The sequence below is a fragment of the Paenirhodobacter sp. YD-8 genome, assembly GCF_056590935.1.
The window spans coordinates 371,455-395,062 of record NZ_CM152649.1; the positions used below are offsets into that span (position 1 = coordinate 371,455).

At 68.9% G+C, this 23,608-nt stretch carries 24 protein-coding genes; 10 read left to right on the forward strand and 14 right to left on the reverse strand.

All coding sequences use genetic code 11. The annotated features are described in order from the left end of the window. A complete protein-coding gene (locus AC0QTQ_RS01825; protein WP_480258013.1) occupies positions 1-1,566 on the reverse strand; it encodes an ArnT family glycosyltransferase in 1,566 nt (521 codons plus the stop codon). A gap of 4 nt (positions 1,567-1,570) precedes the next feature. Then, positions 1,571-2,395 (reverse strand): LOG family protein, encoded by an 825-nt coding sequence (locus AC0QTQ_RS01830; protein ID WP_480258014.1) that lies wholly within the window; start codon positions 2,393-2,395, stop codon positions 1,571-1,573. 91 nt (positions 2,396-2,486) lie between these two features. Between AC0QTQ_RS01830 and dapD the strand changes: the two genes are divergently transcribed. From dapD to AC0QTQ_RS01845, 3 genes are all read left to right on the forward strand, one after another. After that, positions 2,487-3,314, forward strand: coding sequence for a 2,3,4,5-tetrahydropyridine-2,6-dicarboxylate N-succinyltransferase (gene dapD, locus AC0QTQ_RS01835; RefSeq protein WP_121530593.1), 828 nt, complete (start codon positions 2,487-2,489; stop codon positions 3,312-3,314). Positions 3,315-3,365: 51 nt separating this feature from the next. Then, positions 3,366-3,734 (forward strand): hypothetical protein, encoded by a 369-nt coding sequence (locus tag AC0QTQ_RS01840; RefSeq protein WP_480258016.1) that lies wholly within the window; start codon positions 3,366-3,368, stop codon positions 3,732-3,734. Positions 3,735-3,815: 81 nt separating this feature from the next. Next, positions 3,816-5,081: a lytic murein transglycosylase gene (locus tag AC0QTQ_RS01845; RefSeq protein ID WP_480258017.1), complete on the forward strand. Its 1,266-nt coding sequence runs from the start codon at positions 3,816-3,818 to the stop codon at positions 5,079-5,081. Between the two features lie 9 nt (positions 5,082-5,090). Here the strand turns inward: AC0QTQ_RS01845 and AC0QTQ_RS01850 are convergent, their stop codons facing one another. Continuing rightward, complete coding sequence (locus tag AC0QTQ_RS01850; protein WP_480258018.1) at positions 5,091-5,777, reverse strand: NnrU family protein; 687 nt, start codon at positions 5,775-5,777, stop codon at positions 5,091-5,093. A 72-nt stretch (positions 5,778-5,849) separates the two neighbouring features. Here AC0QTQ_RS01850 and AC0QTQ_RS01855 point away from each other — a divergent pair, with 72 nt between their 5' ends. After that, positions 5,850-6,413: a DUF4202 domain-containing protein gene (locus tag AC0QTQ_RS01855; protein ID WP_480258019.1), complete on the forward strand. Its 564-nt coding sequence runs from the start codon at positions 5,850-5,852 to the stop codon at positions 6,411-6,413. Here AC0QTQ_RS01855 and AC0QTQ_RS01860 read toward each other — a convergent pair. The 4 genes from AC0QTQ_RS01860 to ade all read right to left on the reverse strand — a co-directional run bounded on the left by AC0QTQ_RS01860 (position 6,410) and on the right by ade (position 11,075). Next, positions 6,410-7,276, reverse strand: coding sequence for a DMT family transporter (locus tag AC0QTQ_RS01860; protein ID WP_480258020.1), 867 nt, complete (start codon positions 7,274-7,276; stop codon positions 6,410-6,412). The two genes, AC0QTQ_RS01855 and AC0QTQ_RS01860, sit on opposite strands and share 4 nt — an antisense overlap. A 104-nt stretch (positions 7,277-7,380) precedes the next feature. After that, a complete protein-coding gene (locus AC0QTQ_RS01865; RefSeq protein ID WP_121530582.1) occupies positions 7,381-7,668 on the reverse strand; it encodes an HU family DNA-binding protein in 288 nt (95 codons plus the stop codon). Positions 7,669-7,800: 132 nt separating this feature from the next. Then, on the reverse strand, positions 7,801-9,276 hold the full coding sequence (locus AC0QTQ_RS01870; RefSeq protein ID WP_480258022.1) for an AMP nucleosidase: 1,476 nt from the start codon (positions 9,274-9,276) through the stop codon (positions 7,801-7,803). Beyond that, positions 9,273-11,075: an adenine deaminase gene (gene ade / locus AC0QTQ_RS01875; protein ID WP_480258024.1), complete on the reverse strand. Its 1,803-nt coding sequence runs from the start codon at positions 11,073-11,075 to the stop codon at positions 9,273-9,275. The genes AC0QTQ_RS01870 and ade overlap by 4 nt, the downstream gene beginning before the upstream one ends. Before the next feature lie 45 nt (positions 11,076-11,120). Here ade and AC0QTQ_RS01880 point away from each other — a divergent pair, with 45 nt between their 5' ends. Beyond that, on the forward strand, positions 11,121-11,444 hold the full coding sequence (locus tag AC0QTQ_RS01880; protein ID WP_480258026.1) for an Rdx family protein: 324 nt from the start codon (positions 11,121-11,123) through the stop codon (positions 11,442-11,444). Then, positions 11,441-12,283, forward strand: a complete 843-nt coding sequence (locus AC0QTQ_RS01885; RefSeq protein WP_480258028.1) for an SDR family oxidoreductase — start codon at positions 11,441-11,443, stop codon at positions 12,281-12,283. Before AC0QTQ_RS01880 ends, AC0QTQ_RS01885 begins: the two co-directional genes overlap by 4 nt. On the opposite strand, the gene AC0QTQ_RS01890 is transcribed toward AC0QTQ_RS01885, so the two are convergent. After that, entirely contained in the window at positions 12,271-13,506 is a 1,236-nt protein-coding gene (locus AC0QTQ_RS01890; protein ID WP_480258029.1) for an MFS transporter, read from the reverse strand. The genes AC0QTQ_RS01885 and AC0QTQ_RS01890 overlap by 13 nt on opposite strands. Positions 13,507-13,655: 149 nt before the next feature. Between AC0QTQ_RS01890 and AC0QTQ_RS01895 the strand changes: the two genes are divergently transcribed. Both AC0QTQ_RS01895 and AC0QTQ_RS01900 read left to right on the forward strand, forming a co-directional pair. Next, positions 13,656-14,255 (forward strand): glutathione S-transferase family protein, encoded by a 600-nt coding sequence (locus AC0QTQ_RS01895; RefSeq protein ID WP_480258030.1) that lies wholly within the window; start codon positions 13,656-13,658, stop codon positions 14,253-14,255. An 11-nt stretch (positions 14,256-14,266) separates the two neighbouring features. Further along, the gene (locus AC0QTQ_RS01900; protein ID WP_480258031.1) at positions 14,267-15,319 is read left to right on the forward strand and encodes a dipeptidase; all 1,053 of its coding nucleotides are present in this window, start codon (positions 14,267-14,269) and stop codon (positions 15,317-15,319) included. Here AC0QTQ_RS01900 and AC0QTQ_RS01905 read toward each other — a convergent pair. The 5 genes from AC0QTQ_RS01905 to AC0QTQ_RS01925 form a co-directional block, all read right to left on the reverse strand. After that, complete coding sequence (locus AC0QTQ_RS01905; protein WP_480258032.1) at positions 15,316-16,488, reverse strand: TIGR03862 family flavoprotein; 1,173 nt, start codon at positions 16,486-16,488, stop codon at positions 15,316-15,318. The genes AC0QTQ_RS01900 and AC0QTQ_RS01905 overlap by 4 nt on opposite strands. Further along, the gene (gene holA / locus AC0QTQ_RS01910; RefSeq protein ID WP_480258033.1) at positions 16,488-17,510 is read right to left on the reverse strand and encodes a DNA polymerase III subunit delta; all 1,023 of its coding nucleotides are present in this window, start codon (positions 17,508-17,510) and stop codon (positions 16,488-16,490) included. The genes AC0QTQ_RS01905 and holA overlap by 1 nt, the downstream gene beginning before the upstream one ends. After that, the gene (lptE, locus tag AC0QTQ_RS01915) at positions 17,507-17,998 is read right to left on the reverse strand and encodes an LPS assembly lipoprotein LptE (protein WP_480258034.1); all 492 of its coding nucleotides are present in this window, start codon (positions 17,996-17,998) and stop codon (positions 17,507-17,509) included. The genes holA and lptE overlap by 4 nt, the downstream gene beginning before the upstream one ends. Beyond that, positions 17,985-20,552, reverse strand: coding sequence for a leucine--tRNA ligase (leuS, locus tag AC0QTQ_RS01920; protein WP_480258035.1), 2,568 nt, complete (start codon positions 20,550-20,552; stop codon positions 17,985-17,987). Before leuS ends, lptE begins: the two co-directional genes overlap by 14 nt. A gap of 106 nt (positions 20,553-20,658) precedes the next feature. Further along, the gene (locus tag AC0QTQ_RS01925; protein WP_480258036.1) at positions 20,659-21,207 is read right to left on the reverse strand and encodes a DUF3576 domain-containing protein; all 549 of its coding nucleotides are present in this window, start codon (positions 21,205-21,207) and stop codon (positions 20,659-20,661) included. Positions 21,208-21,536: 329 nt separating this feature from the next. On the opposite strand from AC0QTQ_RS01925, the gene AC0QTQ_RS01930 reads away from it, so the two are divergent. Both AC0QTQ_RS01930 and AC0QTQ_RS01935 read left to right on the forward strand, forming a co-directional pair. Then, positions 21,537-22,454, forward strand: a complete 918-nt coding sequence (locus AC0QTQ_RS01930) for a porin (protein WP_480258037.1) — start codon at positions 21,537-21,539, stop codon at positions 22,452-22,454. A gap of 91 nt (positions 22,455-22,545) precedes the next feature. Further along, positions 22,546-23,211, forward strand: coding sequence for a YggS family pyridoxal phosphate-dependent enzyme (locus AC0QTQ_RS01935; RefSeq protein ID WP_480258038.1), 666 nt, complete (start codon positions 22,546-22,548; stop codon positions 23,209-23,211). A gap of 3 nt (positions 23,212-23,214) precedes the next feature. On the opposite strand, the gene AC0QTQ_RS01940 is transcribed toward AC0QTQ_RS01935, so the two are convergent. Next, positions 23,215-23,475: a hypothetical protein gene (locus AC0QTQ_RS01940; protein ID WP_480258039.1), complete on the reverse strand. Its 261-nt coding sequence runs from the start codon at positions 23,473-23,475 to the stop codon at positions 23,215-23,217. Between the last annotated feature and the right edge of the window lie 133 nt (positions 23,476-23,608).

A 23,608-nucleotide genomic window follows, 5' to 3' on the forward strand; every position in this document is an offset into this window, starting at 1 on the left:
TCAGCGGCCCTGCCACAGGCACCAGTCGGCGCCGTAGAAGTGGATGCGGTGATCGGGTTCGCCCGGCCGCTTCACCGCCTTGCACTCGGTCGCCAGCATGCCGCCCGGGTGCGTGCTCAGCCAACCCTCGGCCTGTTCCGGTTCCAGCACGTCGACGGGCTTCGTCAGCCGCCCCTCGAAGCCGAATTCGGCATTGTAGCGATCGGTGACCACGGCCATGCCCTGGTCCTGATGGGCGGCAAGGATCTGCGCGATCGGGGTGGTGTCATAGGCCGGCGCCAGCCCGGTGGTGCCGATCAACCCCAGCAGCGCCAGCACGAAGCCAAGGCCCAGCGTGGCAAGACCCGCGACGCGCGGCAGCACCAGCGCGGCGATCGCAAGGATCAGGCACAAGACCGCAAAGCCCGCGACCGGGGCGAGCGGTTGCAGCATCGCGACCGTCGTCGCATCGCCCTTGCCAAGTGCGACGGCCAGCGCCGCCCCGCCCGCAAGCAGCACCAGAACGGCCGCCGGCAGCGCGCCGAACCCGCGCACCTCGCCCCGCCCGCCCGCGATCAGCGCGCGGGCGAAGATCAGCGCCACGGCCGGAAGCTCCGGGATCAGGTAATGCACCTGCTTGCCCGAGACGAGCGAGAACAGGACAAGCCCCGCCCCGGCCTGGATCAGGCACAGCCGCAGCGCGCGGTCCGACAGCGACAGCCGCCGCAGTCCGCGCCACAGCGAGGGCGTCCAGACCCAGGGGAAGAGCAGCAGCGGCGTCAGCGCCAGCAGCCAGTACCACGGCCGGGCATGGGCAAAGGATTGCACGGTGCGGCCCGCGGTCTGTTCCCACAGGATCATGTGCCGGTATTCCGGCCCGCCAAGGATCGCCGCCGGCACCACCCAGAGCCCGACGATCGCCAGCGCGATGACAAGGGCGAGCGCCGCGCCGCGCGCGATCTCGCCGCCGCTCGGCCGGCGGATGGAATTCGCCCAGAGCGGCACCGTCAGCAGCGCCGGTCCGAGGTGCAGCAGGATCACCGGCCCCTTCGCCAGCACCCCGAAGGCCAGCGCCAGGCCAAAGCCCGCCCAGGCCCGCCGGTTCACCCCCGGCGCCGCGGCCGCGCTGACCAGCGCGAGCAGGCCGCCGACCGTCGCCGCGGCGAGCATCGTGTCGAACATCACCGCGCCGCCATAGATCGCGAAGAAGCTCGTTCCGGCCAGAACCGCGGCGGCGATCGCCCCCGTCGTCTCGTCCCACAGCCGCGCGCCAAGCCGCCAGCTGCCCCAGACCGCCGCGAGCCCGAAGGCCGGCCCGACCAGCCGCGCGCCGATGTCGCTGACATGGCCGGTGAGGAACCACACCAGGTTCATCAGCCAGAACAGCATCGGCGGCTTGTCGGTGTAGATCTCGAAGTTCTTGTGCGGCACCAGGAAATCGCCGGTCACCCGCATCTCCCAGGCGACGTCGATATAGCGCGTCTCGTCGATCGGGATCAGCGGGCGCAGCACCACGCCCGCCACGGCGACAGCGGCAAAGGCCGCCAGCATCGAAAGCGCCAGGGCGCGGGCGCGGGTCGTGTCCATCGGATCACTCACAATCGTAGTCCCAGCCGTCGATGATCTCGAGCGCCTCGCCCGCGGTCTCGACGAAGGAGATCAGTTCAAGGTCCGCGGCCGCGATCGTGCCCGACTCGGCCAGCAGCTCCCAGTTCACCACCTTCTTCCAGAACTCGGTGCCGAAGAGAATGAAGGGCACCCGCCGCATCCGCCGGGTCTGGATCAGGGTCAGCGCCTCGAACATCTCGTCGAGCGTGCCGAAGCCGCCCGGGAAGACGCAGATCGCCCGCGCGCGCATCAGGAAATGCATCTTGCGGATGGCGAAATAGTGGAAGTTGAAGCTGAGGTCGGGCGTCACCCAGGCGTTCGGCGCCTGCTCGTGCGGCAGCATGATGTTGAGCCCGATCGACTGGCCGCCGGCCTCGTGTGCGCCAAGGTTCCCCGCCTCCATCACGCCCGGCCCGCCGCCGGTGCACACGACCAGCTGCCGGCCATAGGTCTCGAGCGAGCGCTCGGTCACCGCGCGGGCAAAGCGGCGCGCCTCCTCGTAGAAATGCGACAGCTCGGCCAGGGCCGGGGTCTTGGCCGTCTCCTTCTTCTCGGGCGCGGGGATGCGGGCGCCGCCGAACATCACCACCGTGCTCTCGATGCCGCGCTCGTCGAGCACCATCTGCGGCTTCAGCAGTTCGAGCTGCAGCCGCACCGGGCGCAGCTCGGGGCGCATCATGAACTCTTCGTCGATGAAGGCGAGCCGGTAGGCGGGAGAGCGGCTTTGCGGCGTGTCCGGGATGCGGTGCGAGGCCTTCGCATCCTCGATCGAATCACGGAAGGTGTGGCTGCGGTGCTCTTCTGTCATGGCGGTCCTGCTCGTTGCGCCTGCGGCTGCTACCAACTATAGGGAGAGGCAAGCAGAAGCCACCTGAAACCGCAAGATCCGGAGGACGCCCATGTCCAACTTCCCGCTCGAAGCCGCCATCGAAGTCGCCTGGGAAACCCGCGACACCATCACCCCCGCCACCAAGGGCGCGGTGCGTGACGCGATCGAGGAGACGCTCGCCGCGCTCGACACCGGCAAGCTGCGCGTCGCCGAGAAGCTGGCCGACGGCAGCTGGCATGTGAACCAGTGGGCGAAGAAGGCGGTGCTGCTCGGCTTCCGGCTGAAGGACATGGCGATGCAGTCGGGCGGGCCGCAGGGCTCGAGCTGGTGGGACAAGGTCGACAGCAAGTTCGCCGGCTGGGGCGAGCCGGAATGGACCCAGGCCGGGTTCCGCGCCGTGCCGAACTGCATCGTGCGCCGCTCGGCCTTCATCGGCAAGGGCGTGGTGCTGATGCCGTCCTTCGTCAACCTCGGCGCCTATGTCGACGAGAACACGATGGTCGACACCTGGGCGACGGTCGGTTCCTGCGCGCAGATCGGCAAGAACGTGCACCTGTCGGGCGGCGTCGGCATCGGCGGCGTGCTGGAACCGATGCAGGCCGGCCCGACGATCATCGAGGATAACTGCTTCATCGGCGCCCGGTCCGAGGTGGTCGAGGGCGTGATCGTGCGCGAGGGCTCGGTCCTCGGCATGGGCGTGTTCATCGGCAAGTCGACGAAGATCGTCGACCGCGAGACCGGCGAGATCATGTATGGCGAAGTGCCGCCCTATTCGGTCGTCGTCTCGGGCTCGATGCCGTCGAAGAACGGCGTGAACCTCTATTGCGCGGTGATCGTGAAGCGCGTCGACGCGCAGACCCGGTCGAAGACCGGCATCAACGAGCTGCTGCGCGACTGAGCGCGACCGGGGCGGGCCCGCGGGCCTGCCCCCCTTTTCCGGAGCCCCGCCATGACCGAGACCCCCGAGGACAAGCCCGCCAAGGCGAAACGGCCGCAGCAGGTCTATACCCTGCTGGTTGAGGTCGGCCGGCACGAGAACGACGGTCTGCCCAAGGGCGCGACCGGGGCGGGGCTGTTGATCTATGCCTCGGGCGTCGACGAGGCCGAGGCGGTGCGCGAGACCGTGGCGATCCTGAAGCAGGCCGATCTCGCGCCGCTCGACGTCACCGGCTATGGCACGCTCGCCGAGCGCGAGAAGCTCGGCCACGAGATCGACGACGAGGAACGCGCGCTGATGGATCGCGCACTGGCCGAGAACTCGGTGATCGTGGCGCAGATGACCCCCTTCTACGGCGAGGACCGCGGCGATCTCGGCTGAGCGATCGCCCGCCGAGGCGGATTGCGACCGGGCGCCGGCCTGCTACACTGTTTCGCAACAACGAACAGCCGAGCAGAGCCCATGATCCGTGTCGTCAAGATTGCCACCCTGTCCCTCGTCGCCCTTGCCGGGCTTTCGGCCTGCGCCGGCCCGATCGGCCGCGCCGAGCAGCCGAAACGCGCGGAGAGCCCGATGATCGAAGAGATTCCCGCCGTCGACCCGGCCGTGCAGCGCGGCTTCGAGAACTGGCTCGTCACCTTCAAGCCGCGCGCGATGGCCTCGGGGATCAGCGAGGCGACCTGGGCCAACGCGACCCGCGGCATCCGCTACAACCCGAAGGTGATCGAGCGCGACCGCAATCAGGCCGAGTTCACCAAGACGATCTGGCAATATCTCGACAGCGCGGTCTCCGACACCCGGATCGAGAACGGCCGCGCGGCGCTGCGCGAGCATGCGGCGCTGCTGAACCAGATCGAGGCGCGCTATGGCGTCGAGAAGGAGGTCGTCGTCGCGGTCTGGGGCATGGAGTCGAACTTCGGCAACAACCGCGGCAAGGTGCTGATCGTGCCGGCGCTGGCGACGCTCGCCTATGACGGCCGCCGCGGCAACTTCTTCGCGCAGCAGTTCATCGACGCGCTGAAGATCATCCAGGCGGGCGACACCGATGCGCGGCACATGACCGGGTCCTGGGCGGGGGCGATGGGGCACACGCAGTTCATCCCCTCCTCCTACCTGTCCTTCGCGGTCGATTTCACCGGCGACGGCAAACGCGACATCTGGTCGGACAACCCGGCCGATGCGCTCGCCTCGACCGCGGCTTACCTCGCCCGTTCGGGCTGGTCGAAGGGGCAGCCCTGGGGCGTCGAGGTGCGCCTGCCGCAGGGGTTCAACTTCAACCTCGCCGGCAAGAAGACGAAGAAGTCGCCCTCTGACTGGGCGGCGCTCGGGGTGCGCACGATGGGCGGCGGCACGGTGCCGAATTACGGCCCGGCCTCGATCCTGCTGCCCGCCGGCGCGGACGGCCCGGCGCTGATGATCTTCGGCAATTTCACCGCGATCTCGCGCTATAACAACGCCGATGCCTATGTGATCGGGGTGGGGCATCTGTCCGACCGGCTGAAGGGGGCGGGGCCCTTTGTCCATCCCTGGCCGCGCGATGCGCGCTCGCTGACCCAGGCCGAGCGCAGCGAGCTGCAGACGCGGCTCACCGCGCTTGGCTATGACACCCAGGGCACCGACGGCATGATCGGCGCGAACAGCATCGCCGCGATCGAGGCCTATCAGCGCGCGAACGGGCTGGCGCCCGATGGCTATGCCTCGCTCTCGCTGCTGGAACGGCTGCGCTGAGCGCGGCCGTCAGGGCAGGGGCGTGACGCCGATCACCGGCGCGTGCAGGTGCCACAGCGCGACCCAGGCGAAAAGCCCCAGGCCGAGCCGGGCAAGCGACGGACCCCGCGTCGGGCGCCAGCGGCCGGTGAGCAGCGCCTGAAACGGCACGGCCGAGGTGCGGGCCGAAAGGCGTGCGAATTCGGCCGCGCCCCAGGCCTTGCGCTTGCGTGCTTCCATCGCCCGCATCCCGGTGACCGAGAAGATCAGGAAGGCGCCGAACAGGATCACATGGGCGAGGTCGCCGTTCACCAGCAGGTGCACGCCCGACCACAGCACCAGCGCCCACAGCAGCGGCTGGCGCACCAGTCCGGCGATGCCGGGATGATCCGGGTCGAAGCCCTCGGTGCGGCCCTCGAAGGCGAAGGGGTTGGGGGCGGCGATGCCGAAGGCGGCCAGAACGATCGCCACCGGCATCACCAGATTGGCGAGCCAGCGCATCCAGTCCTGCTGCATCCACAGCACCACAGCGGGCGCACGCCCGGCCGCGAAGATCAGCCAGAACAGCAGCGCCGTCGAGATCAGGCTGAAGGCCCAGACCCATCCCCGCCGGCCGAGCCGCGCGATCAGCAGGGCCTTCAGCTGAGGATTCGCCGGCACCAGATGCGAGGCGATGAACAGACCCCCTGCCAGAAGAAATTCGCCCCAGCCTGCCATCGTGCCGCCTCCTCTTGGACCGTCCCCAGAAATGATGCAAAGCTGGGGAAACCGCAATCAGCCGAGCTGCCCATGACCACGCCCCTTGCCCGCGCGCTTGCCGCGCTCGATACCGCCAATGCCGCCGATCCGACGCGTGAGGATGGCGAACCCGCCGCGCTGCTCTATGGCCGGCGGATGTCGGCGGAACTCGCCCGGCTGGTTCCTGATGCCTCGGAGCCCTTGCAGATCGCTGCCCGCGGCCAGCATGTCGAGCGCTGGCTCCTGCCGCGCAAGAACTATCCCGAGGGGCGCACGGGCTATCTGGAGTGGCGCCGCGAGCAGGGCCGTCGCCATGCCGAGCGGGTGGGCGCGATCATGCGTGCGGCGGGCTATGACGAGGACGCGATCGCGCAGGCCGGGCGGATGCTGCGCAAGGAGGGGATCAAGCGCGACGCCGAGGTGCAGGCGCTGGAAGACGTGATCTGCTTCGTCTTCCTGCGCCACTACTTCGCGCCCTTCGCGCCGACGCAATCGTCCGAGGCGCTGTTGAAGATCGTCGAGAAGACGGCGCGCAAGATGTCGGCCGAGGGCCGCGCCCGGGCGCTGGCCGAGTTCGACCTGCCCGAGCCCTTCGCCGCCGCCTTCCGCGACTAGGCCTGTTTCGAGAGCTGGACGGCAAGGATGCCGCCGGCGATCACCGCAACGCCGAGCAGGTCGAGCGCGCCAAGCCGCTCGCCCAGCACCGCGGCCGCGATGGCGACGCCGAAGAACGGGTTGAGGAAGTGGAAGGTCGCCGCCTTGACCGCGCCGATCCGGCCCACAAGCTTGAACCAGACCCAGGTCGCCAGCACGCCCGGGATCAGCACGGTATAGGCGAAGGCGCCGAGCAGCCGCGGGCTCATCTGCACCGCGCTCCAGTCCTCGGTCGCCGCCGAGACGATGGACAGCACCGCGGCGCCGACGAACATCTGCAACCCGACGATCATCATCACATTGCCCCCGCCCGAGGCGCCGCGCACGGTGAGCGTGGCGATCGAGAGCGCCAGCGCGGCGGCAAAGCACAGCGCCATGCCGACCGGATCGACCCCGCCCGACAGCCGCGCCCCCATGATGATCGCGACGCCGATCACCCCCGCGACCAGCCCCGCAAGGCCGAGCGGCCGCACCCTGTCGCGAAACACCGCCCAGCCGAGGAAGGCCACCATCAGCGGCATGGTCGAGGCGATGATCGAGGCGACCGAGGCCTGCACCCATTGCATCGCGACGAAGTTCAGCCCGAGGTAAAGCGCGTTCTGGCACAGCCCGAAGATCAGCGTCGCGCGCCACTGCGCCCGGGTCAGCCGCGCGCTCTGGCCAAGGGCCAGCGCGATGCCGACCCCGATCACCCCGGAGAACAGGAAGCGCAGTGTCAGCGCGAAAAGCGGCGGCGCCTCGGCCACGATCATCCGCGCCGAGGTGAAGGCCGAGGACCACATCAGGGCGAAGGCCAGCCCCATGCCGATTGCGCGCAGATCCATGCTGTTCTCCTGCCCTGCGGGGGGCAAAGAAAAAGGCCGCCCCGATTGCTCGAAGGGCGACCCTGTCCGATCCTGGCGCGCCCCGCAAGGGGGGCGGCGGACGATCAGCCGTTGACGCTGTCCTTCAGGACCTTCGCAACGGTGACCTTGACCTGCTTGTCGGCCGGCTTGGTGATCGTTTCACCGGTGGCCGGGTTGCGCACCTGGCGCTCCGGACGGGCCTTGCAGGAGACCTTGCCGATTCCCGGCAGAGTGACGGCGCCACCCTCGGCGACTTCCTTGGTCACGACCGCCGCAACGGCATCGAGCGCGGCCGAAGCGGTCTTCTTGTCCGAGCCCATCGCTTCGGCGACAGCTGCCACGAGCTGGGTCTTGGTCATCGGTTTCGACATGAATCTTCCTCTCATGTGCCCCGTGGTCCGGGGTCATCAGCTTCCGCGTGACGCGGCTTCGTGCGCCCTCTAACACACGGTTTTTCCCAGCATGGCAAGCGATTTCGGCGCCCTTGGGCGGATTTCCACGCGTCAGAGGAAGGCTGTTTCCTCGAAGCTGCGCAACTTCCGGCTGTGGATGCGCTCAAGCGGCATGTCGCGCAACTTCTCCATCGCGCGCACGCCGATGCGCAGGTGATTGGCGACCTGGGTGCGGTAGAATTCGGTCGCCATGCCGGGCAGTTTCAGCTCGCCGTGCAGCGGCTTGTCCGAGACGCACAGGAGCGTGCCATAGGGCACGCGGAAACGGAATCCGTTCGCCGCGATCGTCGCCGATTCCATGTCGAGCCCGACGGCGCGTGACTGGCTCAGCCGGTGCACCGGGCCGGACTGGTCGCGCAGCTCCCAGTTGCGGTTGGCGATGGTGGCGACGGTGCCGGTGCGCATGATCCGCTTCAGCTCGTAGCCCTCGAGCCGGGTGATCTCGGCCACCGCCTCCTGCAGTGCCACCTGCACCTCGGCGAGCGCCGGGATCGGCACCCAGACCGGCAGGTCGTCGTCCAGCACCCCGTCCTCGCGCAGATAGGCGTGGGCCAGCACGAAATCGCCCAGCTGCTGCGAATTGCGCAGCCCCGCGCAATGGCCGACCATCAGCCAGGCATGCGGGCGCAGCACCGCGATGTGGTCGGTGGCGGTCTTGGCGTTCGAGGGGCCGACGCCGATGTTCACCAGCGTGATGCCGTTCCCGTCGGCGCGCTTGAGGTGATAGGTCGGCATCTGCGGCATCTTCGCCAGCGGCGGGATCACCCCGTCGGGGCTGGTGATCTCGGCATTGCCGGGGGCGACGAAGCTTGTATAGCCCTCGGCCGGATCGGCGAGCTTCGCCCGCGCCACCTTCTCGAATTCCTCGACGTAGAACTGGTAGTTGGTGAAGAGAACGTGGTTCTGGAAATGCTCGGCCGCGGTCGCGGTGTAATGGCTGAGCCGCGCGAGCGAATAGTCGACGCGCTGCGCGGTGAAGGGCGCAAGATGGCCCGAGCCGTCCGGGTTCCGCCCGGCGGTGCCGTTCACGATGTCGTCGTTCATCGTGGCAAGGTCAGGCACGTCGAAGACGTCGCGCAGCGAGAAGGCGAGCACGCCTTCCTGCGGCACGGTCACGCCGGGCTGCGCGGCAACGGCGAAATGCACCGGGATCGGCGTGGCCGAGGGGCCGATCTGCACCGGCACGCCGTGATTGCGGATCAGAAGCCCGATCTGCTGCGTCAGATAGTTGCGGAACAGGTCGGGCCGGGTGATCGTCGCCACATAGGTGCCCGGCAGCGGCACATGGCCGAAGCTGAGCCGGCTGTCGGCCTTGAGATGCGAGGAGACGGTCAGACGCACCTCGGGGTAGAAGGCGCGAAACCGCGCCATCGCGCGGCCGCTCTCCAGCACCTCGTTGAATTTCGTCAGCAGGAACTCCGTCGCCTCGGCGTAAAGCTGTTCCAGCCGCGCCACCGCGGCCTTCGCATCGGTGAACAGCTCGGGCGCGGGGGAATGCGGCGTCAGGATGGTCAGCGGTTCGTTCATTCGAAAAGATCCGTCAGTTCAAAGCGCGTCACGTCGACGAGGCCGAGATCCGAGATCCGGATCTCGGGGATGACGACGAGCGCGAGCAGCGAATGCTGCATGTAGGCGTTGTTCAGCGTGCAGCCGCACTCGGCCATCGCGGCGACCATGCGGCTGGCGCGGGCGGCGACCTCGGCCGCCGGATCGTCCGACATCAGCCCGGCGATCGGCAGCGGCACGGCGGCGATCTCGGCGCCGTCCTTCCACACGGTGATGCCGCCGCCCATCTCGCCCAGCCGGTTCGCCGCGGCGGCCATGCTGTCGCGGTCGGTGCCGACGACGATCATGTGGTGGCTGTCATGCGCGACGGTCGAGCCGATCGCCATCCGGCCGGTATAGCCGAAGCCCGAGACGAAGCCGTTCACCACGCCGCCGGTGCCGCGGTGCCGCTCGACCAGCGCGATCTGGGCGATGTCCTTCGCCGCGTCGGGTTGGGCGAGGCCGTCGGCCACGGCGAGCTCGGCGGTCAGCGCCTTCGTCGGTGCCTGGTTCTCGACCACGCCGATCACCTTGGCGGTGACGGTATTCGCCCCCTCGGGCGCGGCGATGGCGAAATCGGCCGCCGTCAGGTGCTTGCCCAGATGCACGGTCTGGCGCGCGCTTTCGGGCCAGTCGTAATGCGGGCACTCGGCCAGCAGCCGGCCCCCCTCGGCGACGATCCGGCCGCGGGCGATCACCGTCTCGACCGGCAGCATGACGAGATCCGAGGACAGGATCACGTCCGCCCGCCGACCGGGCGCGATCGAACCGAGCTCGCGCTCCAGCCCGAAATGCGTCGCGGTGTTGACCGTGCACATCTGCAGCGCCACCAGGGGCGGGCAGCCGCAGGCAACCGCGTGGCGATAGACGCGGTTCATGTGGCCGTCTTCCACCAGCGTGCCGGAGTGGCAATCGTCGGTGCACAGGATGAAGTTGCGCGGATCGAGGCCCTTTTCGGTGACCGCGGTGATCTGCGTCTTGACGTCATACCAGGCGGAGCCGAGCCGCATCATCGAGCGCATGCCGTTCCGCACCCGCGCGATGGCGTCCTCCTCGCGCGTGCCCTCGTGATCGTCAGCCGGCCCGCCGGCCAGATAGGCACGGAACGGCGCGCCCTTGTCGGGGCTGGCGTAATGGCCGCCCACGGTCTTGCGCGCGTTCTGCGTCGCCGCGATCTCGGCCAGCATCTTCGGATCGCCGGCGATCACGCCCGGAAAGTTCATCATCTCGCCCAGCCCGATGATGCCGGGCCAGGTCATCGCCTCGGCGACGTCCTCGGCCGAGATCTCGAAGCCGGTGGTCTCGAGCCCCGGCGCCGAGGGGGCGCAGGAGGGCATCTGGGTGAAGATGCTGATGGGCTGCAGAGCCGCCTCGTCATGCATCATCCGCACGCCGGCAAGGCCAAGCACATTGGCGATCTCGTGCGGGTCGGTGAACATCGTCGTGGTGCCGTGCGGGATGACGGCGGCGGCGAATTCCGCGGGCGTCAGCATCCCCGATTCGATGTGCATGTGGCCGTCGATCAGCCCGGGCAGCATGAAGCGCCCGTTCGCCTCGATCACCTGGGTGTCGGGGCCGATGGCGCCCGACAGATCCGGTGCGATGGCGGCAAAGCGCCCCTCGGCGATGGCGATGTCATAACCGTCCAGCACCTCGCGCGACTGGACGTTGACCCATTTGCCTTGCCGGATCACGGTGTCGGCAGGCGCCCGGCCCGCAGCGACGGCGATCAGACGCGGCGCGGCCTCGGGCCATGATTTCAAGGTGTTCATCTGTTCCATGTCTCAGGGTGCCACCAGTGCCGGGCCCGTGCAAGTGATGTTGTGATGACAGGGGGTGCGCGCTACATCTTGGGGATGGAACAGGCTCAGAAACCCCGCATCACGATCACCTATTGCACCGGCTGCAACTGGTTGCTGCGTGCCGGCTGGATGGCGCAGGAGCTGCTCTCGACCTTCGGCGAGGAGCTGGGCGAGGTGGCGCTGATCCCCGGCCATGGCGGCGTCTACGAGGTGCGGGTGGGCGAGACCCTCGTCTGGGAGCGCAAGCGCGACGGCGGTTTCCCCGAGGCGAAGGTGCTCAAGGCCCGCATCCGCGACATCATCGAGCCGGGCCGCGACCTTGGCCATATCGACCGGAGCGGCGCATGAGCGTGCTGCTGTCGGTGGGGCACGGCTATTCGGCGCAGGCACTGGCGCGGGTGCTGCGGCCGCAGGGCTGGCGCATCATCGCCACCACGCGCAGCGCGGAGAAGGCTGCGGCGCTGCGCGCGACCGGGGTCGAGGCGCAGGTCTGGACCGGCGGTCCGCTGCCGCTTGCGGGGGTCACCCATCTGCTGAGCTCGGTCGCCCCCGATGCGGCGGACGATCCGGTGCTGACGGCCTGCGGCGCGCAGATCGCCGCCGCGGCCGGGCAGCTTGACTGGGTGGGGTATCTCTCGACCGTGGGCGTCTATGGCGACCATGCCGGCGGCTGGGTCGACGAGGACACGCCCCTGACGCCCGCGACGAAGCGCGGCGAGATGCGGGTGGCGGCGGAACGTGCCTGGGCCGCGATCCCGGGATTGCCGCTGCACATCTTCCGCCTTGCCGGCATCTACGGCCCCGGCCGCGGCCCCTTCGAGAAGGTGCGCGAGGGCACGGCGCGGCGCATCCTGAAACCGGGGCAGGTGTTCTCGCGCATCCATGTGGACGACATCGCGCAGGTTCTGGCGGCCTCGATCGCGCAGCCGAACCCGGGGCGGGTCTATAACGTCTGTGACGACGACCCGGCCCCGCCCGAGGATGTGCTGAGCCATGCCGCGGCGCTTCTGCGCCTGCCCGAGCCGCCGGGCGTGCCCTTCGACGCAGCAGACCTCAGCCCGATGGCGCGCAGCTTCTATGCCGAGAACAAGCGGGTGCGGAACGACCGGATCAAGACCGAGCTGGGCGTGCGGCTGCGCTACCCCGACTATCGCGCGGGGCTCGCGGCGCTGCTTCAGGCGGGCTGAGCCGCCATCGGCCGCTCGCGCACCGGCAGGTGGACGAGCGCCGAGAAGGCCCCGACCCCCACGCCGACCCACCACACCATGGTGTAGTTGCCGTAAAGGTCATAGAGCTTGCCGCCCAGCCAGACGCCGAGGAAGGCGCCGATCTGATGGCTGAGGAAGACGAAGCCATAGAGCGTGCCCATGTAGCGCAGCCCGTAGATATAGGCGACAAGCCCCGAGGTCAGCGGCACCGTGGCCAGCCACAGCGCGCCCATGACGAGCGAGAAGATCAGCACCGAGGCGGGCGTCATCGGCACCAGGATGAACACCGCCGCGGCGATGGTGCGCAGCGTGTAGATGCCTGCGAGCAGGTATTTCTTCGACCAGCGCTTGCCCGCCCAGCCGGCATAGATCGAGCCCACGATATTGGCGAGCCCGATCACCGAGATCGCCACCGCGCCAAGCGCCGATTGCGAGGAAATCCCGAGCCCGGCCAGCATGCTGTCAGGCGGCACCGCGCCGCACATCTCGGTCACCATCGCGGGGAAATGCGCGGTGATGAAGGCCAGCTGATAGCCGCAGCTGAAGAAGCCGAGGAAGATCAGCGTGTAGGACGGGTCGCGGAAGGCGCGGACCAGCACCTTGCCCATGCTTTCCTCAAGCTCGGCGCGGCTCGCGCGGGGCTCGGCGCGCAGCATCGGCAGGGCAAAGAGGCTGGCGAGGATCACCACGGCGAAGATCACGAACACGCCCTGCCACGGCAGCACGGAGAGCAGCGCCTCGGCCACCGGCGCGCCGAACACCTGCCCGGCCGAGCCCGCCGCTGTCGCGATGCCAAGCGCGAGCGAGCGGTTCTCGTCGGAACTCGCGCGGCCGACGACGGCAAGGATCACGCCAAAGCCGGTGCCGGCGATGCCGAAGCCCACCAGGATCTCGAGCAGGTCGTGCTGCCAGGGCGCGACGGAGAAGGCCGAGAGCACCAGCCCCGCGGCATACATCAAGGCCCCCACGACGATCGCGCGGCGGTCGCCGAAACGTTCCGCCAGCGCGCCGAAGATCGGCTGGCCGATGCCCCAGGCCAGGTTCTGGATCGCGATCGCCAGGCTGAACTCGGACCGCGGCCAGTTGAACTCTGCCGCGATCGGAATCTGGAACACGCCGAACGAGGCGCGGACGGCGAAGTTCAGCATCAGGATGACGCAGCCCCCGATCAGCACGGGGGTCAGCAGACGGGCCTTGGTCATGTGTGGTCTCCCTGCGCGCATCTCCCGGCGCGCGGAGGACCACTTTCGCCATGCCCGCGCGGCTGCGTCAACGGGGCGATTGTGCCGGGAACAATGCCGCTTGCACCTGCCCGCGCCGCGTGGCCCAATGCGCGCGAAAGGGGGGCGACATGTATACGGTGATCGGAACCGCGGGCTCGCGCGTGATGCGGGTGCTGTGGATGCTCGAGGAGCTCGGCCAGTCCTACGACCATGTGAAGACCCATCCGCAGCCCGACGGCGTGGCCGAGATCGCCCCCGCCGGCAAGGGCACGGTGCTGATCGTCGACGGCACGCCGGTGTCGGACACGACGGCAATCATCCAGTATCTGGCCGACCGCCACGGCGCCTTGACCCACAAGGCCGGCACCTTGCCGCGGGCGCGGCAGGACGGGCTGACGCAGTTCCTGCTTGATGAATTCGATGCGGCGCTGTGGATGGCGGCGCGGCACAGCTACATCCTGCCCGAGGAGCTGCGTCTGTCGGGCATCCGCAATACCTTGCGGTGGGAGTTCGAGCGCTCGCAACATGTGCTGGTCAGCCGGATGGGCGAGGGCGATTTCGTCATGGGCGACGCGATGACGGTGCCCGACCTGATCCTGACCCATTGCCTGACCTGGGCGCTGAGCGCCAAGTTTCCGATCGTCGAGCATCGCCTGACGGAGTATCTGGCACGGATGCGGGCGCGGCCGGCCTGGGATCGGGCCGCGGCGCATGAGGCTCAGGACTGACGGAGAGGGCGATGATTCCGGTTTTTGACGGGCACAACGATTTCCTGCTGCGCCTGCTGCGCGAGCCCGTGCGGCGCGAGGCGCTGTGGCTCGAGGGCACGGGCGAGGGGCATCTCGACCTGCCGCGGATGCGTGCGGGCGGCTTTGCGGGCGGCTTCTTCGCGGTCTGGGTGCCCTCGCCGATGCCACCCGACGCGCCCGATTTCGATGCGATGCTGCGCCATCCGCCCTATGCCGTGCCACTGCCCGAGCCGGTGCCTTACACCGACGCGCTCGAGGTCGCGGTGGCCGAGATCGGGCATCTTCGGTGGATGGAGCGCACCGGCACGCTGGCGATCTGTCGCAGCGTGGCCGAGATCCGCGCCGCGATGGCGGCGGGCAAGATCGCCGCGGTGCTGCACATGGAAGGGGCCGAGGCGATCCTGCCCGACCTTGATGCGCTGCATGTCTGGCACGCGGCGGGGTTGCGCTCGCTGGGCCCGGTCTGGTCGCGGCCCACGGCCTTCGGCCATGGCGTGCCCTTCGCCTATCCGTCCTCGCCCGATACCGGCGACGGTCTGACCGAGGCGGGCAAGCGGCTGGTGCGCGAATGCAATGCGCTGAAGATCATGCTCGACCTCAGCCATCTGAACGAGAAGGGCTTTGACGACGTCGCGGCGCTGTCCGACGCGCCGCTTGTCGCCACCCATTCGAACGCGCATGCGGTGTCGCCGCACAGCCGCAACCTGACCGACCGGCAGTTGCAGGTGATCCGCGACAGCGACGGCATGGTCGGGCTGAACTATGCCGTGGGCTTCCTGCGCCCCGATGGCGTGGGCGAGAGTTTCACCGGCTGGGATCCGGTGCTGCGCCATCTCGATCATCTGATCGGCATCCTGGGCGAGGACCGGGTGGGGCTCGGCTCCGATTTCGACGGGGCGACGGTGCCGGCGGATCTGGGCGATGTCGCGGGGCTTCCGCGGCTGCTGGCGGCGCTGCACGACCATGGCTTCGGCGCGGCGCTGGTCGAGAAGCTTGCCTTCCGCAACTGGCTGGCGGTGCTCGAACGGACCTGGGGCGTTTAACGCCCCAGCCGCCGCGCCGCCGCGCGCCCGGCAACCCGCCCGGTGGCAAGGCAGCCGGTGAGCAGATAGCCCCCGGTCGGTGCCTCCCAGTCGAGCATCTCGCCCGCGGCGAAGACACCGGGCAGGGCGGCCAGCTCCAGCCCCTCGCCGAGCGCGGCGCGGGTGATGCCGCCGGCGGACGAGATCGCCTCGGCCAGCGGCCGGGGCCCCATGTGGCGCACCGGCAGCGCCTTCACCCGCTGTGCCAGCGCGATCGGGTCCGAGGGCAGCGGCCGGCCCCATTCGTTCAGCAGCGCGAGTTTCACCGGGTCGAGCCGCAGCGCCTTGCGCAGCCGGTTCGAGGCGCTTTCCTTCGGGCTGACATGGGCGATGCGGCGGGCGAGCGTCTCGGCATCGCCATCGGGCACGAGGTCGAGGGTCAGCGGCGCCCCCTCGCGCACCGCGGCGGCGATGGCATAGACCCCGCCGCCCTCGATGCCGCGGGCCGACAGCACGAATTCGCCGCGTGAGCGGGCGCCCGGGGTGACGAGCGCCGCACCCTTCACCGGCTGGCCGAGGAAGGGCGCCATATGCGCCGACCACTCGACCACCAGCCCCATGTTCGCCGGGCGGAAGGGGGCGATCTCGACCCCGCGCGCGGCAAGCCAGGGCACCCAGGCGGCATCCGAGCCAAGCCGCGGCCAGCTTGCCCCGCCAAGCGCCAGGACCGTGACCTCGGGGCGCATCTCGACCCGGCCCTCGGGCGTGTCGAAGACGAAGGTGTCGCCGTCAAAGCCCTGCCAGTGCCAGCGGGGGCGGAGCTCGACCCCCATGCCGGTCAGCCGCGCGATCCAGGCGCGCAGCATCGGCGAGGCCTTCATCCCGGTCGGAAACACCCGCCCGGTGGTGCCGGTGAAGAGCTCGATCCCCAGCCCGCGGGCAAAGGCGGTCACCGCCGCCGGGCCGAAGCCCGCGATCAGCGGCCGCACCCAGTCGGGCGAATAGGCGGTCAGGAACCGGTCGAGCGGCTCGTCCCTGGTCAGGTTCAGCCCCGATTTCCCCGCCATCAGGAACTTGCGCGCGAGCGTCGGCTTCGCCTCGGCCAGCAGCACCGAATGGCCCGAGCGGGCGATCTCCTCGGCGGCCATCAGCCCCGCCGGCCCGCCGCCGATGACCAGCGCCCGCGCCATCAGTGCCGCGCCAGCATCGACAGGCGCAACAGCGCGCGTTCCATCACCGCCATCTGCGGCGCCTTCGAGGCCGAGCGCAGGGTGAGGTCAGTCTCGATCAGCAGCTTCAGCGCCTCCTCGAGGCGGAACATGCCCCAGCGGCTCGCCTGCGCCTGCATCCGGTCGCGGCGCGGGCCGAAGACCGGCGGTCGCACCCGGCCGATGCCGGCGCCGGGCCCGCCCGGGTCCGAGGCCGCGGCATGCAGGGTGCGGAAATGGCGCAGCGCCATGATCGCCAGCGTCACCGGCAGCACGCCCTGCCCCTCGATCCGGCGCATCATCGGGCCAAGCTCCTGCGGCCGGCCCTCGGCCACGATGTTCAGCACGTCGTCGACCTCGGCCTCGACCGTGGCGGGGGCGCAGGCGGCGATCTCGGCCGGTGTCAGCGGCGCCGAATCGCCGTATTTGTAGAGCGCGATCTTCTCGACGGTCTGGCGGAAATCACCGGGATCGAGCGCCTTCGCCAGCGCCAGAAGGTCGGTCATCGCCGCCTGATCGATGTGGCGCAGCCCGGCGCGATGCAGGATCTCCTCGATCTCCTCGCGGGTCGGCGGATCGTCGTAGATGCCGATGGCGACGGCGTTCGGATGCGGCTCGAAGAGCTTGCGCAGCGCCGATTTCGCGGTGAGCGAGCCGGCGGTGACGATGATCTGTGCATCGCCCTCGCGCCAGTCCTTGAGCGCGGCCGAGACGGTGGGGGCAAGGGTGTCGGTCGCATCCTCGACGAAGACGACGCGCGGGCCGGGGAAGAAGCCCACGGCTTTCACCGCGTCGATCAGCGCCGCGCCGTCCTTGCGCAATTCGGAGGCCGGGATCCGGGTCAGGCGCATCTCGGCCTCGCCCTCGGGGCCGACGAGGGCGGCGATCACCTCCTGCCGGCGCAGCGCCACCCGCATCGCGTCGGCGCCGTAGATCAGCAGCCCGGTGCGCGCGGGATCGGGCTTGGCGAAATAGCGGACCGCTGCGACGCCCGCGAGCTTCATTGCGGCAGCGAGCCCGCCTGCGCGAGCAGCCGGGTGACGATCTGGTCGGCCAGCATCGACATCAGCCGGCGGTGCGCGTCTTCCTCGGCGGAATCGGTCGCCACCACCGTGCCGGTCGCCGACCAGGAGGTGAAGGAGGCGACCTTGCCCGCCATCAGCACGGCATCGGTGCCGATATCGTGCAGCGTGTAATCGACCGTGCCGGTGAGCGAATAGCGCGTCGTCGCATTCGAGGGGGTGATCGCCTGGCCGAGCGCCTGGGTCTTGACCGTGTAGGCCAGCCGGTAGCGCGCGGTTTCCAGCGGGCCCAGCCGTTCGCTCAGCCGCCGGATCAGGGCGAAATCGTCGCGGGTCTTCGGCGAATCGGTCTGCACGGTGCCGAGGAGCCGGGCGCCCCCGCCCTGCGGGCCATAGGCGGGGGTGAAGCCGCAGCCCGCAAGGGCCGCGGCAGCAAGAAGCAGGAAGGTTCTGCGGTCAGATGACGACATTGACGATGCGCCCCGGCACGACGATGAGCTTCTTCGGCTGGCCACCGGCCAGCGCCTTGAGCACAGCTTCGTCCGCCAGCACGCGCTTTTCAACCTCGTCCTTCGGCATGTCCTTGGGAACGGTGATCTCGCCGCGGCGCTTGCCGTTGATCTGAATGGGCAGCGTCACGCTGTCCTCGGCCAGCATCGCCGGGTCGGCCTTGGGCCAGCCCGCCTGAACGACAAAGCCCGCGCCGCCCAGCATCGACCAGACGTCCTCGGCCAGATGCGGCACCATCGGCGCCATGATCTGCGCCATCAGCTTCATCGCCTCGCGCTTCGCCCCGTTCGAGGCGGCCGATTTCGACAGCGTGTTGGTCAGGCCATAGATCGCCGCCACCGCCTTGTTGAAGGCGAAGCCGTCGATCGAGCGGGTGACCTCGTCGATCGTCTTGTGCACGGCCTTGAGCAGTGCCTCGTCCTCGGCGCCGCCATCACCGCCCGCGCCCTGCGCGATCTCGTCGGCGATGCGCCAGACGCGCGCGAGGAACTTCGAGGTCGCCTCGGCACCGGCCGCGGTCCATTCCACGTCGCGCTCGGGCGGGCTGTCCGACATCACGAAGAATCGCGCGGTGTCGGCGCCGAAGGAGGCGATGATGTTCATCGGGTCGACGACGTTCTTCTTCGACTTCGACATCTTCGCCGAGGGGATGATCTCGAGTTTCTCGCCGGTGGCCTTCACCGTGCCGGCCTCGCGGTCGATGTCCTCGGGCAGGTGATAGACCGGGCGGCCCGACGAATCGCGGGTCATGTAGATCTCGTGGGTCACCATGCCCTGGGTGAAGAGCGCGCTGAACGGCTCGATCGCCTTTGCCGGCAGATGGCCGGTGCGGTGCATCGCCCGGGCGAAGAAGCGCGAATAGAGCAGGTGCAGAATCGCGTGCTCGATGCCGCCGATATACTGGTCGACATTCATCCAGTAATCGGCGTCCTCGGCCACCGTCGGCGTCGTCGCATGCGGCGAGGTGAAGCGCGCGTAATACCACGACGAATCGACGAAGGTGTCCATCGTGTCGGTCTCGCGCCGGGCCTTGCCGCCGCATTTCGGGCAGGTGCAGTCGCGCCAGGTCGGGTGGCGGTCGAGCGGGTTGCCGGGCTTGTCGAAGGTGACGTCGTCGGGCAGGCGGACCGGCAGGTTTTCCTTCTTCTCGGGCACCACGCCGCAATCGGGGCAATGCACCACCGGAATCGGGCAGCCCCAATAGCGCTGACGGCTGAGGCCCCAGTCGCGCAGGCGATAGTTGGTCACGCCGCGGCCGATGCCATTCGCCTCGCAAAACGCGATGGCGGCGGCGACGGCGTCTTCGCCGGTCTGCACCTCCTCGCCCGAGAAGCCGCGGATGTAGCGGACCTTCTCCGACTTCAGCGGAACGAATTCCTCGGTGGGCGGCAGGTCGGCCTCGGCCGCCTCGTCGGCCACCGGGCGGAACACCGAATGGATCGGCAGGCCGTATTTGGTGGCGAATTCGAAGTCGCGCGCGTCATGCGCCGGGCAACCGAAGATCGCGCCGGTGCCGTAATCCATCAGGATGAAGTTCGCGATCCAGACCGGCAGCTCCCAGGCCTCGTCGAGCGGGTGGCGCACCCGGATGCCGGTGTCGATGCCCAGCTTCTCGCCGGTCTCGATCGCTTCCTCGGTGGTGCCGCCGCGGCGCGCCTCGGCGATGAATTTCGCCATCTCGGGGTTGTGGCGTTCGAGATGCTTGGCCAGCGGATGGTCGGGCGAGATCGCGCAGAAGCTTGCCCCCATCAGCGTGTCGGGGCGGGTGGTATAGCACTCGATGCGGTCGAAGCCCTCCGGCGCGTCGATCGTCGAGAAGGCAAATTGCAGCCCGCGCGAGCGGCCGATCCAGTTCGCCTGCATCAGGCGCACCTTCTCGGGCCAGTGCTCAAGCCCGTCGAGTGCGTCGAGCAGCTCGCCGGCGAAATCCGAGATCCGGAAGAACCACTGGGTGAGTTCCTTGCGCTCGACCGCCGCGCCCGAGCGCCAGCCCTTGCCGTCGATCACCTGCTCGTTCGCCAGGACCGTCATGTCGACCGGGTCCCAGTTCACCACCGCGTTCTTGCGATAGACAAGGCCCGCCTCGAGCATGTCGATGAACATCGCCTGCTGCTGGCCGTAATATTCGGGGTCGCAGGTGGCGAATTCGCGCGACCAGTCGATCGACAGGCCGAGCGGCTTCATCTGCCCGCGCATGTCGGCGATATTGCCGTAGGTCCAGTCCTTCGGGTGGCCGCCACGCTCCATCGCCGCGTTCTCGGCCGGCATCCCGAAGGCGTCCCAGCCCATCGGGTGCAGCACGGAATAGCCGCAGCTCATCTTGTAGCGCGCCACGACGTCGCCCATCGTGTAGTTGCGCACATGGCCCATGTGGATGCGCCCCGACGGATAGGGGAACATCTCGAGCACATAGTATTTCGGTCTGGCCGGGTCGCGTTTCGCGGTGAAGACGCCGGCGTCATCCCAGGCGGCTTGCCATTTCTTCTCGGTCTCGGCGGGTGCGTAGCGCGTCATCTCGGCCCCTCAAACGAAGTCTGCGAGGCGCTTGCTACACCGTGGCGGGGCTCAAGGTCCAGAGACGAGCCGGCGGGCGGGGGCAAAATTCCCCGCCCGGCCGGGCTCAGAGCTTCGAATCGGCGATCCGCAGCTGACGGGCGCGGGTGAGAATCGCATCCTCGACCGCGCGCACGGTGTCGGGCGAGACCGCGCCGCCCTTGCTTTCGAGCGACACCTTGAGGCTGCGCGCATCGAGCGCCGGATCGGTGATGTGGATCGTGGCGCGATAGGCGCGGCCACCGCCCGGGGGCGTGCCATAGCCGGTGACGATCAGCCCCGAGAACGGGTCGACGGTCTGGATCGGCAGGAAATCGAGCACCTCGAGCGTGGCGTTCCAGATGTACTTGTTGACCTCGAGCTTCACGTTCGGATCGTCGCTGTTCGAGAACAGATCCCACACGGTCGAGGACTTCTGGCGATATTCCCAGTCGTTGTTGGTGCCGCTCAGGTGGGAGACTTGCGTCGGGTCCGGCATGGGCCCGGTCGTCTCGGTCTGCGCGGCCTTCCGCGAGCCGCCACCGAAGAGATTCCCGCTGGAAATGCCGCCGCAGCCCGCGAGCGTGAGGGTGACACCTGCAATGGTCCCGGCGCGCAGGATGTGTCGGATTTTCATCGGATGCAGTCCCCGTGAGCTTCGAGCTGTTGGCCTTGACCGTCTCTAGCCCAAGCCCCGCGAGGCGACAAGGATTTTCCCGGCAGGACGCGCCCTTGCACGCCTCATCCGGCGGGTTGCCGCTTTCACGTGGGCGTGTGCGGGCCGTGTGCGCGGGGCTGCGCCGAGGGGGCTGTGCGGACTGTGGCAAGAGTGCACCACGCCCCGCGTCAATGCCTCTGCGGCAGTCGTTTTCATTGCAATGAGAGGCGCCGGGAGGGAAAAAGCAGCCATACCCAATTCGGATTTCCCTGAGTTGGGGCTTACCTTAGAGACAATGAGGGAAAACGATGAAAAAGGTTCTCTTCGCGACGACCGCCCTGGTCTTCTCGGCTGGCTTCGCCGCTGCTGAAGTGACTCTGTCGGGCGACGGCCGCATGGGCGTCACCTACAACGGTTCCGACTGGAACTTCTCGAGCCGCGCTCGCGTGACCTTCACGCTCTCGGGGCAGACCGATGGCGGCCTCGAGTTCGGCGGTTCGTTCCGCGCTGACCAGGCTGGCGACTCGATCGCCAACAACGGCGCCGCCTACGGCACCGAGGGCTCGGTCTACATCTCGGGCGCCTTCGGCAAGATCGAAATGGGCGACGTCGTGTCGGCTCCGGAAGCCCTGTTCGGCGACCTGCCGGAAATCGGCTACACCGACCTCGCGACCTCGGTTGCCGGTCTGGACAACGACATTCCGTACCTGACCCTCGACAACAACACCCAGTCGGCTCTGCTGTACACCTACACCGCCGGTGCCTTCTCGGTCGCCGCGTCGCTGTCGGACGGCTTCGTCGACCAGACCTCGGTTGACGCGAACCAGGCTTACGGCGTTGCCGCTGCCTACACCTTCGGCAACTACACCGTTGGCCTCGGCTACGAAGACCTCGAGCTCGCCGCTGGCGGCAAGATGACCCAGGTCGAGCTGGCTGGCGTTGCCACCTTCGGCGACACCTCGGTCAAGGCCTACTACGCTTCGGGCGACGACCTGAACCCGGTCGACAACGCCTACGGCCTCGGCGTTTCGTCGGTCTTCGGCGCGACCACCGTCATGGGCTATGTGCAGAAGGCTGAGTTCGTCGGCGGCACCGACGTGACCTGGTACGGCCTCGGCGCGGCCTACGATCTGGGCGGCGGCGCTTCGGTCGTCGGCGGCATCGCTGATGACGACGTCAAGGGTTCGGACCCGGTTGCCGACCTCGGCGTGAAGTTCAAGTTCTGATCTTTCAGAACCTGATGGGAAAGAGCGGGCCTTGCGCCCGCTCTTTTCTTTTGTGCCATCGCGTGGTTTCTGGGGCGCGATGGAGGATGCCATGGGACTTGACGAAATCACCCGCCGCGTCGCCGCGGCAGAGGCGGCTGCGGGCCGGGCTGCCGGTTCGGTGCAGCTGATCGCGGTGTCGAAGGTGCAGCCGGCCGAACGGGTCGAGGCGGTGCTGCGCGCCGGCCACACGCTTTTCGGCGAGAATTACGTGCAGGAAGCGCAGGGCAAGTGGCCGGCCTGGCGCGCGGCTTTCCCGGGCGTTGCCGTGCACATGATCGGGCCGCTGCAGACCAACAAGGCGAAGATCGCAGTCGAGCTCTTCGATGCGATCCACACCCTCGACCGGCCGTCGCTGGCGACGAAGCTTGCGCATCTGGCGCAGGCGCGCGGCGCGAGCCCCGAGCTTTTCATCCAGGTGAACACCGGCGCCGAGCCGCAGAAGGCTGGCGTGCTGCCCGAGGGCGTCGACGCCTTCGTGGCCGAGGCGCGGGGCATGGATCTGCCGGTCGTCGGGCTGATGTGCATCCCGCCCGAGGGCGAAGACCCGGCGCCGCATTTCGCCGCCCTTGCCGGGATGGCGGCACGCAACGGGCTGGCCGGGCTGTCGATGGGGATGAGTTCCGATTTCGAGGCCGCGATCGCCGCCGGGGCGACGCATGTGCGCGTGGGGTCCGCGATCTTCGGGGCGCGGGACTATGGGCCGCGGGCGGGCTGAGCCTCAGGCCTTGTCGCGGGACGGGCGGGCGTTCCGGGGCGCTGCCCCGGACCCCGAGGTATTTTTGCCAAGATGAAAGCAGGCGAGATCGGGAAACACGATCCCGGTCCCCGGGGGCAGGATGCGCGCGAGGCGGATCAGGTCGGCCCGGCGCAGGGCGAGGCGCCCCGCTGTCGGAACGCCCGCGCGGCGGCGCTGGTGAATGAAGATCGCCGAGCCGCGGCCGGGTTCTGCCTGCGGATAGGTCCAGTCGGTGACCCGCAAGATGTCATCCATCGGATCGGGGCAGGCGAGGCGCCCGCGGCTGGCCGCGAAGGGGGCGCGCCGTCACCCTCGCGTTTCACGCGGCAGCCCGCCGCGGCCGATCTCGACCGGCAGGCGGCGCTCGCCCACAAGC

What these genes read in the sequence shown, in the direction of transcription:
- AC0QTQ_RS01825 (WP_480258013.1), bottom strand. Translation starts at nt 1,566, where the DNA reads ATGGACACGACCCGCGCCCGCGCCCTGGCGCTTTCGATGCTGGCGGCC.
- AC0QTQ_RS01830 (WP_480258014.1), bottom strand. Translation starts at nt 2,395, where the DNA reads ATGACAGAAGAGCACCGCAGCCACACCTTCCGTGATTCGATCGAGGAT.
- dapD (WP_121530593.1), top strand. Translation starts at nt 2,487, where the DNA reads ATGTCCAACTTCCCGCTCGAAGCCGCCATCGAAGTCGCCTGGGAAACC.
- AC0QTQ_RS01895 (WP_480258030.1), top strand. Translation starts at nt 13,656, where the DNA reads ATGTATACGGTGATCGGAACCGCGGGCTCGCGCGTGATGCGGGTGCTG.
- AC0QTQ_RS01840 (WP_480258016.1), top strand. Translation starts at nt 3,366, where the DNA reads ATGACCGAGACCCCCGAGGACAAGCCCGCCAAGGCGAAACGGCCGCAG.
- lptE (WP_480258034.1), bottom strand. Translation starts at nt 17,998, where the DNA reads ATGTCGTCATCTGACCGCAGAACCTTCCTGCTTCTTGCTGCCGCGGCC.
- holA (WP_480258033.1), bottom strand. Translation starts at nt 17,510, where the DNA reads ATGAAGCTCGCGGGCGTCGCAGCGGTCCGCTATTTCGCCAAGCCCGAT.
- AC0QTQ_RS01885 (WP_480258028.1), top strand. Translation starts at nt 11,441, where the DNA reads ATGAGCGTGCTGCTGTCGGTGGGGCACGGCTATTCGGCGCAGGCACTG.
- AC0QTQ_RS01935 (WP_480258038.1), top strand. Translation starts at nt 22,546, where the DNA reads ATGGGACTTGACGAAATCACCCGCCGCGTCGCCGCGGCAGAGGCGGCT.
- AC0QTQ_RS01925 (WP_480258036.1), bottom strand. Translation starts at nt 21,207, where the DNA reads ATGAAAATCCGACACATCCTGCGCGCCGGGACCATTGCAGGTGTCACC.
- AC0QTQ_RS01880 (WP_480258026.1), top strand. Translation starts at nt 11,121, where the DNA reads ATGACAGGGGGTGCGCGCTACATCTTGGGGATGGAACAGGCTCAGAAA.
- AC0QTQ_RS01905 (WP_480258032.1), bottom strand. Translation starts at nt 16,488, where the DNA reads ATGGCGCGGGCGCTGGTCATCGGCGGCGGGCCGGCGGGGCTGATGGCC.
- AC0QTQ_RS01860 (WP_480258020.1), bottom strand. Translation starts at nt 7,276, where the DNA reads ATGGATCTGCGCGCAATCGGCATGGGGCTGGCCTTCGCCCTGATGTGG.
- AC0QTQ_RS01865 (WP_121530582.1), bottom strand. Translation starts at nt 7,668, where the DNA reads ATGTCGAAACCGATGACCAAGACCCAGCTCGTGGCAGCTGTCGCCGAA.
- AC0QTQ_RS01930 (WP_480258037.1), top strand. Translation starts at nt 21,537, where the DNA reads ATGAAAAAGGTTCTCTTCGCGACGACCGCCCTGGTCTTCTCGGCTGGC.
- leuS (WP_480258035.1), bottom strand. Translation starts at nt 20,552, where the DNA reads ATGACGCGCTACGCACCCGCCGAGACCGAGAAGAAATGGCAAGCCGCC.
- ade (WP_480258024.1), bottom strand. Translation starts at nt 11,075, where the DNA reads ATGGAACAGATGAACACCTTGAAATCATGGCCCGAGGCCGCGCCGCGT.
- AC0QTQ_RS01855 (WP_480258019.1), top strand. Translation starts at nt 5,850, where the DNA reads ATGACCACGCCCCTTGCCCGCGCGCTTGCCGCGCTCGATACCGCCAAT.
- AC0QTQ_RS01870 (WP_480258022.1), bottom strand. Translation starts at nt 9,276, where the DNA reads ATGAACGAACCGCTGACCATCCTGACGCCGCATTCCCCCGCGCCCGAG.
- AC0QTQ_RS01890 (WP_480258029.1), bottom strand. Translation starts at nt 13,506, where the DNA reads ATGACCAAGGCCCGTCTGCTGACCCCCGTGCTGATCGGGGGCTGCGTC.
- AC0QTQ_RS01900 (WP_480258031.1), top strand. Translation starts at nt 14,267, where the DNA reads ATGATTCCGGTTTTTGACGGGCACAACGATTTCCTGCTGCGCCTGCTG.
- AC0QTQ_RS01845 (WP_480258017.1), top strand. Translation starts at nt 3,816, where the DNA reads ATGATCCGTGTCGTCAAGATTGCCACCCTGTCCCTCGTCGCCCTTGCC.
- AC0QTQ_RS01850 (WP_480258018.1), bottom strand. Translation starts at nt 5,777, where the DNA reads ATGGCAGGCTGGGGCGAATTTCTTCTGGCAGGGGGTCTGTTCATCGCC.